This is a genomic window from Parasedimentitalea psychrophila (genome assembly GCF_030285785.1).
In the GTDB taxonomy this organism is placed as follows: domain Bacteria; phylum Pseudomonadota; class Alphaproteobacteria; order Rhodobacterales; family Rhodobacteraceae; genus Parasedimentitalea; species Parasedimentitalea psychrophila.
The window spans coordinates 527663-542635 of record NZ_CP127247.1; the positions used below are offsets into that span (position 1 = coordinate 527663).

The window sequence follows — 14973 nt, forward strand, 5'->3', positions numbered from 1 at the left end:
CGATATGACATCGAAACTGAACGGCGCCGAGGCCATGGTGCAAATGCTTCAGGCGCATGGCGTGCGCCACATGTTTGGCCTTGCCGGTGACACTACGCTGCCGTTTTACGACGCCCTGCTGCGGCTCGATCACGGCATCACCCATATCATGACCCGGGACGAGCGCAGCGCCACCTATATGGCCGATGGCTATTCCCGCGTCACCGGTCGGGTTGGTGTCGCCGAAGGCCCCTCGGGCGGTGGTGCCACCTACATCCTGCCCGGGTTGATCGAAGCCACCGAGAGCTCTTATGCGGTGCTCGGCATCACCACCGATATCTCGGTTGGCTCTTACGGCAAATACCCGCTGACCGAGGTGGACCAGGACCGGCTGATGGGGCCGCTGACCAAGTGGAACACGGTGATCAAACAGGCCCAGCACATCCCGCGGATGATGCGCACTGCGTTTCGGGCGATGACCACCGGCCGCTCCGGCGCCGCCCATATCGGCCTGCCCTATGACATCCAGTATGATCAGGTCGATGCCTCGGATATCTGGGCCGACCCCAAACACCAAAGCTACCCCGCCTACCCCCAGGCCCCGGAACCCGGTGCGGCGCAAGCCGCAGTTGATGCCATTCTGTCGGCCAAAAATCCGCTGATCGTCTGTGGTGGCGGCGTGGTGATTGCCGGCGCGATGGGGGAACTCTCCCGCCTTGCCAGCCGTCTCGACATCCCCGTCGCCACCTCAATCTCGGGTCAGGGTTCGCTGGCCGAGATCCACCCGCAATGTCTGGGCGTCGTCGGCTCCAACGGCGGCACCGACCAGACATGGGAAATGATGGAGGCCGCCGATCTGGTCATCTTCATGGGCTGCCGGGCCGGATCAACCACCACCTCACGCTGGGAGGCGCCAACCGCCAATACCCGCATCATTCACTTTGACAATGACCCCATGGTGATCGGTGCCAACTACCGCACCGAGGTCGGCGTGGTCGGTGATTTGAAACTGTCGTTGCAACAGGTGAATACAGTGCTGGATACCCGCGATCAGGGGGCGCAAACCTTTGGTGGCGCGGCCGCAATTGCCGATATCAAGATGCGCAAGTTCGACATCTTTCGCAAACTCGCCAGCAGTGATCAGGCGCCGATCCGGCCGGAACGGGTGATCGACAGCCTGATGAAGATACTGCCGCCCGATGCCACCGTGGTGTCGGACCCCGGCACCAGTTGCCCCTATTTCTCGGCCTATTACCAATTGCCCCAGGCCGGTCGCCATTTTATCACCAACCGCGCCCACGGGGCGCTCGGCTATTCCATGTCAGCGGCCCTTGGCGCCTGGTTCGGCCGCCCCAGCAGCAAGGTGGTGGCGCTGATGGGCGATGGCTCGTTTGGCTTCACCGTGGGCGAGCTGGAAACCATCTGCCGCTGCCGCGCGCCGATTACCTGCGTGGTGTTTTCCAACTCCAATTTCGGCTGGATCAAGGCCAGCCAGTTCGCCGACAAGGGCGCGCGCTATTACAACGTCGACTTCAACCAGACCGACCACGCCGCCGTTGCCGCCGCCTATGGTGTCAAAAGCTGGCGGGTGGAAAACCCGGACGATCTGGACCGGGTCCTGCGCGAGGCCATTGACCAAGACGGCCCCACCCTGATCGACGTGGTGATCCAGGCCCTGGAGGAAAGCAACGCCCCGGTGCGGCGCTGGATGGGGTAAGCAACCCCCGCGCCCCAAAGGCACCCGTTGCGCCGCCAGCGCGCGCCCTGCTTGCCGGTCCTTAACCCCGCTCTGCCAGTCTCCCGGACGTCGCGACACCCGCCAGACTGGCACACTGGCACCCTGGACTGGGCTCCCTTAAAACCGGAGTGCTGAGTTAAGCTTTCTTCACGCGGGTGAAAATCCCGTCCCTCTCCGCTTGGGCGGCGCCGTCCCCCCTTATCCCCTGGTCAACCAAGGTTGCGGAAATGACTTATACAGATCTGAATACACCATCTTTACCGGCAAGGTTGACTTGGCACCGGCCCAAAGCTGTGCCTGACAGGGCTCCAGCTCGGCCTTGAACAGATGTGAATGCACCCTTGTCTTCAACGGCATTCAAGCCTCCTGGAACACCTCGCGGATGCAGTGGCGGGTCATGTGATCCGGCCCCATGACGTTTAACGCCCCCCAGAACCGAGGCGGCGCCAGTGACTGTGCCGGTGGCTGGCCGGGCTCGATAATGGCGTGAAAGACTTGGAGCTGGTGAAATCTGGGATGCCTGGCACCCCTTTTCAAAATAAATGATGCTCTATCCAGAAATTCCTATTTGAAATGAGACCCAAGCGCGGGCATGGTTTCAAAAACTTATGGAAACCACCGTGCCTCATTTACTCAATCCACACCCAAGACCCGCTGCCGGAGACCGCTCATGACCGCCTCGCATACTGTCATTGTCGGCGCAGGCATTGTTGGCGCCGCCACCGCAATCTGGCTGAGCCGCGCCGGCCATCGGGTCACCCTGATCGACAAGGGCGAGCCCGGCATGGGGGCGTCTTATGGCAATGGCTGCATTCTGGCCAGTTCCGGCATGGTGCCGGTGACCGCTCCGGGGCTGATCGCCAAGGGTCCGGGCTATCTGCTGAACCCCGACTTCCCGCTGTTCCTGCGCTGGGGCTATACGCTGAAACTGCTGCCCTGGCTGGTGAAATACCTGGCCCATGCCAATGACGGCGATACCCGGCGGATTGCCCGCGGGCTGACCCATATCGTTGGCGACAGTCTACAGCAGCATCAGGCGCTAACCGCTGGCACCGATGCAGCAAAATGGGTGCAACCCAGTGAATACAACTTCGCATACACCGATCGCGCCGCCTTTGGCGCCGATGCCTACAGCTGGGACCTGCGCCGCGAGGCGGGTTTTGTCCCCGAACTGATCGAAGGCGCCGCCGTGCAGGAGAAAGAGCCGATCCTGGCGAAATCAATCACCCTGCTGGCGGTGAACAAAAGCCACGGCTTCATCCATAATCCGGCCCATTACGTGCAGGATCTGGTCAAACTTCTGGTCGAAATGGGCGGCACAATTGTGCGGGCCGAGGTTAAGGATTTTGATCTCAGCGGCGGGCGAATTCGCGCGGTGGACACCGATCAGGGCCGGTTCGACTGTGATCAGGCGGTGCTGGCGACGGGGGTCTGGTCCAAGCCCCTGATGCAGAAACTCGGCATCAATGTGCCGCTCGAGGCCGAGCGCGGCTACCATATCCAGTTCAAGAACCCGTCGCAGACACCCAACAATCCGATGATGATGGCGGCGGGGAAATTCGTTGCTACACCAATGGATCAGGGTCTAAGATGCGCTGGTGTGGTTGAATTTGGCGGCCTGGAGGACACCCCGTCAGAAGCGCCGCTAAAGCTGCTGCGCAAAAAGGTCAGCGCGCTGTTTCCGCAGCTGACCGCCGACAGTGAAGAAGAATGGTTGGGCTTTCGCCCGGCGCCGTCCGACAGTCTGCCTCTGATTGGCGAGGTGGGCAACAGCGGCGTCTATGCAGGTTTTGGCCACCACCACATCGGGCTGACAGGCGGCCCCAAGACCGGCCGCATGATCGCGGATTTGATCACCGGTCAGCGCAATAACATTGATATGACACCCTACGCCCCACAACGGTTTGGCTAGGGTCAAGGCAATAACAAAAGAACCAATAGGGAGATCACAAGATGACAACGCATTACACCGTAAAGGCGGCGCTGGCCGTTTCAGCTCTGACATTAGGGGCGACGGCGGCGATGGCCGAAAAATGGGACATGCCGATGGCCTATTCGGCAACCAACTTCCATTCGGAAATGGGCGTGGTTTTTGCCGACCGCGTGCGCGACTACACCGGCGGCGAGATCGACATCACCGTACATCCGGGTGGATCGCTGTTCAAAGGCGGCGAGATCAAACGGGCGGTCCAGACCGGCCAGGCCCCGATTGGCGAACGCTTTATGTCAGCCCACGCCAACGAGGTGCCGCTTCTGGGCTGGGACAACTTGCCCTTTATCGCCACCACCTATGCCGACAACGACAAGCTGTGGAACGCGGCCAAGGACAAGGTCAACGCCCAGCTGTCGGATCTGAACCTTGTGGCGCTTTATACCTGTCCCTGGCCTGGTCAGGGGTTCTATTTCAAGAAAGAAGTGAACTCTTCTGCGGATACCCAAGGGGTCAAGTTCCGCTCCTATAACACCGCCACCGCCACCTTTGCCGAGGCCCTGGGCATGATCCCGGTTCAGGTCGAAGCCGCCGAACTGTCACAAGCACTGGCCACCGGCGTGGCCGAGGCGTTCATCTCCTCCGGGTCAACAGGATATGATCGTAAAGTCTGGGAACAGCTGACCCATTACTACAAGGTCAACGCCTGGCTGCCGCGCAACTATGTGATGGTCAACAAAGGCATCTGGGACGGGCTCAGCGCCGACACCCAGGCTGCGGTGCAAAAAGCGGCCAACGAGACCGGCGCCGATTGTTCAGCCAAATCGGAAGAACTGGCAGGTTGGTATTTTGAACAGCTGGCAGACAATGGCATGGACGTGACCGACGCAGGCCCCGAATTCCTGGCCGAGCTGGAAGCGATCGGTGCCAAAATGACTTCGGACTGGCTGGAGCAGGCCGGCGCCGACGGTCAGGCCATTCTGGACGCCTATAACGCCAACTAAAGGCACCACTTTACTTTACGGCCCCGCGCAATCCTGTGTGGGGCCGTGTCATATCTGACCGGGGGATAGGGTATTGCGCGATTGGCAACCTTTTCTGGGCCTGCCACTATGGGTCTGGCTGTTTATTTTTCCAACTGTTCTGGCGGCGTTTTGTCTGGCCTACCGCGACCCGGCCGAGCGCCTGTTGCGTCCGGTCTGGCGGCTGCTTGACCGGGTCTATCTGGGCGCTGGCGTCGCCGCGTCCTGTTTCATGGTGGCCATTCTGCTGCTGATCGTGGCGCAGATGATCGCACGCTGGAGCAGCCTGACCTTTCCCGGATCGACTGAGTATGCCGGCTATGCGATGGCCGCGACCTCGTTCCTGGCGCTGGCCCATGCGCTGACCCGGGGCGCCCATATCCGGGTGTCGATCTTCCTGAACATGAACCGGTTTCTGGGCTTTTGGCTGGACGCCGTGGCGATGTGGGTCGCCGCCGTCATCGCCACCTATTTCGCCCGCTACGCGATCAAGACAAACATCATGTCGGAGTTGCTGAACGACCGCACCCAGGGGCAGGATTTTGTGCCCGAATGGCTGCTGTCTTTCTTTGCAATGTTCGCCAATGCGCCCGGCAAATGGGCGCAGATCTGGGCCGAGACCGGCTCGGACTGGGTCTATACCCCGGTCTGGCTGCCACAATTGCCGATGTCGATCGGCACCGTGCTGCTGGCGGTGGCGATCTGGGATTACCTGACCCGTCTTTTGGTCCAACGCGAAACCAGCATCATCTCGGAGGCGGTCGAATGAACGAGCTTTATACCACCATGATCTTTTTGTTCGTGCTGTTCGCCCTGCTGGGCGGCTCGGTGTGGATTGGCCTGGCGCTGATGGGCGTGGCCTGGGTTGGCATGATGATGTTCACCACCCGGCCACCCGGCGACGCGATGATCACCACCATCTGGACCGGCTCCTCCAGCTGGACCCTGACGGCGCTGCCGCTGTTCATCTGGATGGGCGAGATATTATATCGAACCCGATTATCGCAAGACATGTTCCGCGGTCTGGCGCCCTGGATGCGCTGGCTGCCGGGCGGCTTGCTGCACACCAATATTGCCGCCTGCACCATCTTTGCCGCGGTGTCGGGATCATCCGCTGCCACCCTGACCACCGTCGGCAAGATGTCGATCCCCGAGCTGCGCAAGCGCGGCTACCCCGAGCATATGATCATCGGCACCCTGGCCGGCGCCGCAACGCTGGGGCTGATGATCCCGCCCTCGCTGACCCTGATTGTCTACGGTGTCACCATCAATGAAAGCATCACCAAGCTGTTCATGGCCGGCATCCTGCCCGGTCTGGTGCTGGCCAGTCTGTTCACCTTCTACATCATGGGCTGGCATTTCTTCTCCAAGGGCCCCCGCCCCGACCCGGAACCGCCGATGAGTTTTGGCACCATGCTGGCGGAGAGCCGCTTTCTGGTGCCAGTGCTGATGCTGGTCACGGTGGTCATCGGCTCGATGTATATGGGTTTTGCCACGGCAACCGAGGCCGCCGCTGTCGGGGTGCTCGGTTCTCTGACACTGGCTTTCCTGCAGGGCTCGCTGAGCTGGAAGACCTTCACGGAATCCTTGATGGGCGCCACCCGCACCTCGGCGATGATCTCGCTGATCCTGATGGGGGCGTTCTTCCTGTCGCTGTCGATGGGCTTTACCGGATTGCCGCGGGCCCTGGCCGACTGGATCGACACCCTGCACCTGTCGCCGCTGGCGCTGATCGTGGCGCTGACCATCTTCTATGTGTTCCTGGGCATGTTCCTGGATGGGATATCATCGGTGGTGCTGACCATGGCGATCATTGAACCGATGATTCGTCAGGCCGGGATTGACCCGATCTGGTTTGGTATCTTCATCGTGGTGGTGGTTGAGATGGCTCAGGTGACACCACCGATCGGCTTTAACCTGTTTGTGCTGCAGGGCATGACCAAACACGAGATCTCCTATATCTCCAAAACCGCCCTTCCCATGGTGGGTCTGATGCTGCTGATGGTGGTGATCCTGGTGGTCTTTCCAGAACTAGCCACCTGGTTGCCTGACAACATCCGCAGCCGTCCCGGCGGTTAAGCACGGATCAAACCCCATGCCCGAGCCACGACAGGCTCGGGCTGACCCTTCAAACCTGATCCACCCCAATTAGACCGCTGATCTAAAACAATTTTTACCTAAGTTACTGACCTGCCGGAAAGGTTTGTTTTACAAGCGTTTCCACCCAATCATGGCGACATTTGGGCAGTTTCGCCCAATTCATCCGAAAATTGACACGATCCGGACGCAATCCCCGCGCACCCTGACAGCTCAGGTTCTTGCGGCCACAGGGGTCGCCACAGGGGGTCATTGCTGTGCTTCACAACGACATTGCAGACAATCAGCATCAGGCAGATGAACTGCAATGTGGCTTTAAACTGCTGCACGGTCAGTACCAGATCGAAAGCGCCCTGAGCAGCGGTGGCTTTGGCATCACCTATCTGGCGCGCGACAGTCTGGACCGCCAGGTGGTGATCAAGGAATGCTTTCCCGCCGGGGTCTGCCACCGCAGCCAGGGCATGGTCGAGCCGGTCTCCGCTCCTTACGCCAGACAATATAAAACCGTGCTGCGCCATTTCCTGCGCGAGGCCCAGTGGCTGGCGCGCTCGGTGCATCCGGGCATTGTCGGCATTCATCAGGTGTTTCGCGAAAACAACACCGCCTATATCGCGATGGAATTCGTCGATGGGGTTGATCTGGTCACCCTGCGCGAGCAGCAGCCCGAGCGCGTCACCGACGCCCTGCTGCAAGACGTGCTGGAACAGGCCCTGGGCATCCTCGCCTTTATCCACGAGCTTGGCATTTTGCACCGGGACATTTCGCCGGACAATTTCCTTCTCAGCCCTGACGGCACCGTAACGCTGATCGACTTTGGCGCCGCCAGCGGCGGCCAGGACGACGGCGATGGCACTCTTGATCCCATGCTGTCGGTCAAGGACGGCTATTCCGCCCATGAGCTGTATCAGTCAGAGATGCCGCACAGGGCCTCAAGCGATCTCTATTCCTTGGGGGCGACCCTGAGTTATCTGGTGACCTCTGCACCGCCCCCCATCAGCCAGCATCGGCTGGATGCCCTGACCGCAGGCGACCCGGACCCCTGCCTGACGCTGAGTGATGGCTACCGCGATTTCAACAAGGCGTTTCTGGCCTCCATCGACAAGGCCTTGTCGGTTCTGCCCGGTGTCCGCTACCAATCAGCTTTGGAATGGCTGGATGAATTGCAGGGTGATGTGCCCCAGACACAGGCCCAGACACAGGCGCTGGCTATCCGGGCACAGACCCGGGCAACGCGGGCCATCTTCAGCCCCGACGTGGCACCGCTGAAGATCAGTGCCGAGCTGGAAAACATGCTCGCCTCGCTGGTTGAAAACACCAATAGCGGGCTGGTTCCTGCGGGTCCGGAAACCTCCAAACACCGTCAGGCCAAGCGGCCTCAGATACAACCTGATCAGCCCGCCAAGCCGCGCCAGCTGGTCGATATTTTTGGCGACCCAATCGGCGACGTCGATCTTTGGCTGCAAGAGCAGGACAGCAGCGCCAGCCGGACACAGCCCATGGCGCCACCCGCCGCCGAGGCAGGTCTCTCTGCCCCCCAGCCAGAGCAGCCCCGCAGCCGCCGCAGAAGCCCCTTCGCCAAATTCATCCTCTTCCCCCTGCGTCGGATTTTTGGCGGCGCCGCCTCTCAACGCAACGACTAGCCCGCCGCCACCCGCGAAAAGGACCTCCCATGAAATTCATCAGAGACATCATCGCCGACAAGCGCGAGCAGAACTCTCCCAATAGGGGGCAGGTTGCCGACGCCAGATCAGATCACGACGTCATGGCCTCGATCCTGTCGGAAACCGGTCCAGCGACGGATCCCTTTCGTCTGGATAACCGGTTTCAGGTGTCAGAGCCGCAAAGCAAAGCCACCACGGTGCCTGACCAACCACCGGTTTCACCCGAAGAAACCCCACTGGCGGTGGCCGAGCCATTTACGGCCCCCGCCAAGCCGCAGCCAGAGCTGGCCTCTATTGGCGACCCCGAGAGTGATCTTTTGGATGTTGATTTTCAACGCCTTGTGGCCTCGGCCGCGCCCCGGGAACAGGCGCCGCAGGACCGACCATTCAAGCGGTTCACCCGCACCCAAACCCGGCTGCGCAGCCTTGATCTGGACCTGCCTGAGGCTCAGCCCGCTGTCGCCGACAGGCCAACACCAGCCCCCGACCAAGCGGCCCAATCACCGGCCCAGTCACCGGTCCAGCATCCGGCCCCGATACGCCAAAAAGCCGTTGCTCCGGCCCCTGTTGCTCCGGCCCCTGTTGCTCCGGCCCCTGTTGCTCCGGCCCCCGCTGTCCCGGCTCCAGTGGACCGCGCGCCAGTTGCCCCGCCACCAGTTGCCCAACCTCCGGTAGCCCAGCCACCGGTAGAGCGAGCGCCGCAAAGGGCTGCACCGGAAACAGCCGTTCAACCCAGCCTTGGCGCCCCAGCACCGCAGGTCGAGACAGCACCGCAGGTCGAGACGGCCAGACCCGATCCGGCCCAGCCCATCGACGTGCCCTCACCTGCCATGGGGCGCGGCTCCAGCAAGGCCGGCCGGGTCAAAACCCGTCTGCTGGGATTCAACCCCGGTCAGGCCGCAGGCGCCGATCCCTTTGCCCGCGCTGACGACACTGCGACCTCGGGCTACACCCAATACCCCGTCGGCTGGCTGGCAGTGGTCAAGGGTCCCGGACGCGGCGCCACTTTTACCCTGTTCAGTGGCGTCACCATCATCGGTCGCGGCGAAGACCAGACCGTGCGGCTGGATTTTGGCGACAACAGTATCTCGCGCGCCAATCACGCCGCCATTGCCTTTGATTCTGAGCAGAACAGCTTTTTCATCGGTCACGGCGGCAAGGCCAATCTGGTGCGCCGCAATGACCGCCCGGTTCTCAGCACCGAAGAGCTGGCGATGGGGGATCTGATCCGCATTGGCGAAACCACCCTGCGGTTTGTACCGCTCTGCGGACCCGAGTTTGGCTGGTCCGAGACCCCACAGAACGAAGCCGGGCATGGGGCCTGAGCTCCAGTTCACTTATGATGCCGCCACCGCAATCAGCCAGGGTCGGCGCGAACGGCAGGAAGATGCCGTTGCCTCGGATTTCATGGCCGGTGCCGGGCTGGGATTTGCGGTTCTGGCAGATGGTATGGGCGGCCATGCCGCCGGGGACATTGCCAGCAAGATCGTGGTCACCGAGGTGTTCAGCGAGCTGAAATTCCGCGCCGATGCGCCGCAACAGTTAGAGGCGCAGATCACTCAGGCCCTCTCTGCGGCGGCGCGGGCGGCCAATGACTGTGTCGGCCATTACGCCGCCCAGAACGCCAGCGCCGACGGTATGGGGGCCACCCTTCTGGCGCCGGTGCTGTTTCAGGACCGGCTGTACTGGATCTCGGTCGGCGACTCGCCGCTGTATCTGTTTCGCGACGGTGAACTGATGCGGCTGAATGATGAACACTCGCTTGCCGCGCAGCTGGATGCGCGCGTGACGCAGGGGTTGATGTCGCTTGAACAGGCCCACAACCATCCTGACCGGGCCTGCCTGACCTCGGTGCTGTCCGGTCAGGACATTGCCCGCATCGATTGCCGCAGCACCGCCTTTACCCTGCGCCACCGAGACATCGTGATCGCCGCCAGCGACGGCTTGCAATATCTGGAGGACAGCATGATTGCAGAGGTCCTGACCGCCCGGCAAGACCAGTCCAGCAGCGACATCAGCGCCGCGCTGATGGGCTGCCTGCACCACTTGAACGACCCGGAACAGGACAATATCTCGTTCTGCGTCATCAAGGTCTCGGATCAGCTCAAGGCTGCGACACCACAGGCGCAGCCCGCCAAACCGCCGATCCAGCCGCAGGCTTCAAAGCCGAAATCCAACACCATCACCATCATGGCCTCGGCCTCCAGATCCAAAGGCATCACCTCTTTTCATATCGTGAATGGCGACAGCGCATGACACATCCAGACCCAATCCAAAGCCCCTTGTTCGGCCAGTTGCAACAGGCGCTGAGCCAGCAGGGCTTGCCGCAGGAGTACTTTGATTGGGGCCAGCAGCTGTTGCAACGGCTGGACAAGCCGGTGCAGGTCATGGTCATCGGCTACCCCGGCAGTGGTAAATCGACGGTGATCGACATGATGTTGGGCCAGTCGGTGATTTGCCGCCACGCCGCCGCCATTCCAGCCCACATAACCGCCCCCATAATCGAAGTCTGCTATGGCCCCGAAGCCCGTATCGAAATCGAGGCGCCAGACGGCAGAACCAGCTGGCATCCCGGCACCCTCGCCCAGACTGCCCTGCCGCCCGACACCGTTCGACTGCGGCAAGAGCTGCCCGGCACCCGGCTGCAAACCCACAGCTTTGTCGAGATCTCGCTCTCTGGTTCAGCCGAGCAAAACCATAACATCCTGCAACGCGCTGCCCGCCATGCGGATGTCATCCTGTGGTGCAGCGAGGGTTTCACCCCGGCCGAGCAGAGCCTGTGGGCGACGGTTCCAGACGCAAAAAAGGACCACAGCTTTCTGGTGCTGACCATGGCCGATCGCCAGATCATGCGCGGCACCTTGACCAGCCTGCTGGCCGGGCTGGATGGCTTTGCCGCCGAGCAATTTCTCGGCGTCTACCCCCTGGCCGCGGTTCAGGCCATCACCGCACAGACCGCCGACCACACCGTCAACGCCCAGCTGTGGCAGTCCAGCGGCGGCAGGCAGCTGGCCCGTGATGTGCAAAAGCAGGTCGAACTGGGGCGTGCCTCGGACGTGGATCAGGCCGAAATGCTGGTGCGCCAGTTCGCCCCCAAAGTCGCGGATCAACAGTGGCAGCAAACCCCGCCTGCCCCCAAACCAGACCCAACGCCACAGAACACGCCAACCGACGCGTTTCTGCACACCGCGCTGGACCTGTTGCAGGGCCGTGCCCGTCAGATGCTGGCCGAGACCGACGGCGCCGCAAATGCCGATGCGATCCTTTCAACCTGTATGGACACCGTCAAGGACCTGTCCAAAACCCTTCTGGCGTCGCAAAACCGCTCGCCACAGGTGCAGGCGGCGCTGGACGGCGCGCAGGACGGCGAAGAGCTGCTGATCCTGTTTCAGCTGGAACGCGGTGAGGACGCCGCCATAGATGCGGTCACTTTACTGCTGCAACTAAAGAGAGAGATCGCCGATGACATCTCTCAGTAACCCCCGCTGTAATCACCATCGCCATTGGGCCAGATTCTCATGAACATGCAGCCACAGATCGACAGAACGACCAATATTCATGCCGCCGCGCGCCCGGCCAATCTGAACGCCGGGATGGAGCCGCTTGCCGAGCTGGCCACCCAGATGGCCGAGCTGGACGGCGCACTGGAGGCTTTGGCGGGTCAGACCGGCGACAAGGCGCAGCGCACCCTGTTGCGCCTGAACAAAGAGCTGGCCGGTTTTGAGCCCTGCATCACCCTGTTGGGACAGGTGAAATCCGGCAAGACCTCGCTGGTCAACGCGATGGGCGGCTGGGCTGACCTGCTGCCTTCGGACGTCAATCCCTGGACCTCGGTTGTGACTTCGCTGCACCTGACGCCGGGCGATGCCCGGGTTGAAACCAGTGCCCGTTTTCAGTTCATGACCGAGGCTGAATGGGACCGGTTGCTGACCAAGGGCGGTCGCATTGGCGAGATGGCGGGCCGGGCTGGGGCCGAAGGTGAGCTGGCGAAAATCCAGGCCCAGATCGAACAGATGCGCGAGCGGTCGCGCAACCGGCTGGGCCGCAAGTTCGAACTGCTGATGGGGCAGACCCATGAATACGAGTATTTCGACAAGAACCTGATCGAACGCTATATCTGCCTTGGCGATGATTTTGATCTTGAGTCGGGCATGGAGGGCGAGGACAGTCAGGGCCGGTTTGCCGATATCACCCGCTCGGCCGATCTGTATCTGAACAGCCCCACCGTGCCCATTGCTCTGTGCCTGCGCGATACTCCCGGTGTCAATGACACCTTCATGATGCGCGAACAGGTGACCATTCAGGCGATCCGCGACAGCCGCATCTGCGTGGTGGTGCTCTCTGCCAGTCAGGCGCTGACCTCGGTGGATATGGGGCTGATCCGGATGATCTCGACCCTGAAATCGCGTGAGGTGGTGATCTTTGTCAATCGCATCGACGAACTGGCGGACCCGGCCAATCAGATCCCCGAGATCGAGGCCAGCATCCGCCAGACATTAGACAGCCACCACGGACCCAAGGAGGCCGAGATCATTTTTGGCAGCGCCTATTGGGCCGGGAAAGTGCTGACCGGTGAGCTGGAGGAGATGCAGGGCGCCAGCGGTGCCGCCTTGCTGAACTGGGCCAAAGTCGGGCTTGCCGCCGCCAACCCCGATCAATCGCCGCAGGATATGGCCTGGGCACTGTCTGGCCTGCCGGAGCTGCTCCGCTCTATTTCAAACCGCATCGTCAAGGATCTGGGCGCCCCCCTGCTGGCCCGCGTTGCCAGCTCGGCCATCACCATGACCACCGGCCAACAGGCGGCCCATGCGGTGATGATCCGTGGCTCCAAACCCGGCGCGGCCCTGAACATGCGCGACATCGAAACCCGGTTCGAACAGATCGTCACCTCCCAGATGGCGGCGCTGGAGGATGAAATCGACGCGGTGTTTGACGCCTTTCGCCAGCGGGCGGACCGGGCCCATGCCACATTTGTAAACCGCGCCACCCATTCGCTGATCGACCATCTGGAACGCTGGGGCGAAGCCTGTGTTTGGGAATATGATGCCACCGGGCTGCGGCTGCTGCTGAAATCGGCCTATTCGGTGATGACCAGCCGGGTGCAGGCCACTGCCCTGGCGCGCTATGAACTGGCCGTGCAAGAGGTGGCCGGGCTGCTGTATGCAGGGTTTGGCACGGCGGTGGAGGGCATTCAGATTTCGGTACCCGAGGCGCCAACAGTGCCCTCTCCGGTAGCACTGGGTCAGACAATTGCATTGGATTTCAATGACAACTGGTGGAGTTCCTGGTGGCGGCGCACCCGGGGTTACAAGGCCTTTGTCAAAAACTTCCAACAGCTGATCTGCGGTGAAACCGAGGATTTCATGACCCAGCTCAAGCAGGTTCAGACCGCCGATACCCGCGCCAGCACCCTTGCCGGATTACAGATCTTTTTTGAGGACCAACGCAATATCTTAATGGAAATCGCCGATCACTGTCGACAGGACCAGGACGTTCAGGACCTTTTCGCCAGCCAAGGGCAACAGCAACGACAGGATATAACGCAGGCCGCGTTGACCACCCTTGGAAAATATACCGCATGACGCAGGAGACAGCCATGCCAAGCCCCGACAGCCCCCCCTCCGCCCCCCAGCGCAAGCCGCGCCTGGCGCTCATGGGCGAATTCAGCGCCGGTAAAAGCACCCTGACCAACCTGCTGGTCAGCCGACAGATCCTGCCCACCCGTGTCACCGCAACGCGGCTGCCGCCGGTGTGGATATCCTATGGCGACGACGCGGCCTTTGTGGTGGCAACCGACGGCACCCAGACGCCAGTCGCGCTAGAGGATCTTGGCGAGATCCAGATGGAGAGCACGGCGATGATACGGCTGTTCTTTCCCTCCGATGCGCTGACCCTTTGCGATCTGATCGACATGCCAGGGATTTCCGACCCAAACATGGAGCCCGAGGTCTGGCAATCGCTGATGCCCGAGGTGGACGGGGTGATCTGGTGTACCCATGCAACCCAGGCCTGGCGCCAGTCCGAGGCGGCGGTCTGGGATCATATTGCCGAGACAGTGACCGGCCCCAACATCCTGCTGGTCACTCATTTTGACAAGCTGTGCAACGACCGGGACCGCAGCCGGGTGGTGGCCCGGGTCGCTAGGGAAACCGGCGCGCTGTTCGACAGGATCTTTCCGGTGTCCCTAAGCCAGGCCCTGCAGGCGGGTGATGACATCGAGGCCTGGAAGGCCAGCGGCGCCGACAGGCTTGTTGAATTTCTGGTTGAAACGCTGCTCGACAGACCCCTGTCCACTGCGGCTGCTGCCATGGCAACCGGTGAACAGACCGCCAGTGACCGCTCCCCCGAGGAGATTATGCAGGCCGAGGTCTTTGCCATTGGTGACATTCGCGACATCGCCGAGCCGGAGCACGACGACCCAATCAACCCGGATTCTGCCCCGGCTGAGGACTATGTGGTGCCCCGCCGCGTCAAGGCCGAAAGGCGGGGACAGCGCAGGGTCGATCGTCACCCCAGATTGGCAACGCATGATGAATAAGGCGCGCC

Annotated in this window: 11 protein-coding genes; all 11 read left to right on the forward strand. The window is 61.7% G+C overall.

Annotated elements, in window-relative coordinates; genetic code table 11:
• The first annotated feature begins 4 nt into the window (after positions 1–4).
• The 11 genes from QPJ95_RS02620 (at position 5) to QPJ95_RS02670 (ending at position 14965) form a co-directional block, all read left to right on the forward strand.
• Positions 5–1696 carry a thiamine pyrophosphate-binding protein gene (locus tag QPJ95_RS02620; protein WP_270918264.1) on the forward strand — a complete coding sequence of 564 codons (1692 nt, stop codon included), beginning with the start codon at positions 5–7 and terminating at the stop codon, positions 1694–1696.
• A 691-nt stretch (positions 1697–2387) separates the two neighbouring features.
• Positions 2388–3629: an NAD(P)/FAD-dependent oxidoreductase gene (locus QPJ95_RS02625; RefSeq protein WP_270918265.1), complete on the forward strand. Its 1242-nt coding sequence runs from the start codon at positions 2388–2390 to the stop codon at positions 3627–3629.
• Positions 3630–3670: 41 nt separating this feature from the next.
• Entirely contained in the window at positions 3671–4651 is a 981-nt protein-coding gene (locus QPJ95_RS02630; RefSeq protein ID WP_270918266.1) for a TRAP transporter substrate-binding protein, read from the forward strand.
• A gap of 73 nt (positions 4652–4724) precedes the next feature.
• Positions 4725–5438: a TRAP transporter small permease gene (locus QPJ95_RS02635; protein ID WP_270918267.1), complete on the forward strand. Its 714-nt coding sequence runs from the start codon at positions 4725–4727 to the stop codon at positions 5436–5438.
• Positions 5435–6748, forward strand: a complete 1314-nt coding sequence (locus tag QPJ95_RS02640) for a TRAP transporter large permease (RefSeq protein WP_270918268.1) — start codon at positions 5435–5437, stop codon at positions 6746–6748. Before QPJ95_RS02635 ends, QPJ95_RS02640 begins: the two co-directional genes overlap by 4 nt.
• A 275-nt stretch (positions 6749–7023) precedes the next feature.
• Positions 7024–8406, forward strand: a complete 1383-nt coding sequence (locus QPJ95_RS02645) for a serine/threonine protein kinase (protein WP_270918269.1) — start codon at positions 7024–7026, stop codon at positions 8404–8406.
• Positions 8407–8435: 29 nt separating this feature from the next.
• On the forward strand, positions 8436–9752 hold the full coding sequence (locus QPJ95_RS02650; RefSeq protein ID WP_270918270.1) for an FHA domain-containing protein: 1317 nt from the start codon (positions 8436–8438) through the stop codon (positions 9750–9752).
• Entirely contained in the window at positions 9742–10683 is a 942-nt protein-coding gene (locus QPJ95_RS02655) for a PP2C family protein-serine/threonine phosphatase (RefSeq protein WP_270918271.1), read from the forward strand. Before QPJ95_RS02650 ends, QPJ95_RS02655 begins: the two co-directional genes overlap by 11 nt.
• Positions 10680–11906, forward strand: coding sequence for a P-loop NTPase family protein (locus QPJ95_RS02660; RefSeq protein ID WP_270918272.1), 1227 nt, complete (start codon positions 10680–10682; stop codon positions 11904–11906). The genes QPJ95_RS02655 and QPJ95_RS02660 overlap by 4 nt, the downstream gene beginning before the upstream one ends.
• Before the next feature lie 39 nt (positions 11907–11945).
• A complete protein-coding gene (locus QPJ95_RS02665; protein WP_270918273.1) occupies positions 11946–14009 on the forward strand; it encodes a dynamin family protein in 2064 nt (687 codons plus the stop codon).
• Entirely contained in the window at positions 14006–14965 is a 960-nt protein-coding gene (locus QPJ95_RS02670; protein WP_270918274.1) for a dynamin family protein, read from the forward strand. Before QPJ95_RS02665 ends, QPJ95_RS02670 begins: the two co-directional genes overlap by 4 nt.
• Positions 14966–14973 lie beyond the last annotated feature (8 nt).

What these genes read in the sequence shown, in the direction of transcription:
- QPJ95_RS02655 (WP_270918271.1), top strand. Translation starts at nt 9,742, where the DNA reads ATGGGGCCTGAGCTCCAGTTCACTTATGATGCCGCCACCGCAATCAGC.
- QPJ95_RS02670 (WP_270918274.1), top strand. Translation starts at nt 14,006, where the DNA reads ATGACGCAGGAGACAGCCATGCCAAGCCCCGACAGCCCCCCCTCCGCC.
- QPJ95_RS02640 (WP_270918268.1), top strand. Translation starts at nt 5,435, where the DNA reads ATGAACGAGCTTTATACCACCATGATCTTTTTGTTCGTGCTGTTCGCC.
- QPJ95_RS02665 (WP_270918273.1), top strand. Translation starts at nt 11,946, where the DNA reads ATGAACATGCAGCCACAGATCGACAGAACGACCAATATTCATGCCGCC.
- QPJ95_RS02630 (WP_270918266.1), top strand. Translation starts at nt 3,671, where the DNA reads ATGACAACGCATTACACCGTAAAGGCGGCGCTGGCCGTTTCAGCTCTG.
- QPJ95_RS02620 (WP_270918264.1), top strand. Translation starts at nt 5, where the DNA reads ATGACATCGAAACTGAACGGCGCCGAGGCCATGGTGCAAATGCTTCAG.
- QPJ95_RS02650 (WP_270918270.1), top strand. Translation starts at nt 8,436, where the DNA reads ATGAAATTCATCAGAGACATCATCGCCGACAAGCGCGAGCAGAACTCT.
- QPJ95_RS02660 (WP_270918272.1), top strand. Translation starts at nt 10,680, where the DNA reads ATGACACATCCAGACCCAATCCAAAGCCCCTTGTTCGGCCAGTTGCAA.
- QPJ95_RS02625 (WP_270918265.1), top strand. Translation starts at nt 2,388, where the DNA reads ATGACCGCCTCGCATACTGTCATTGTCGGCGCAGGCATTGTTGGCGCC.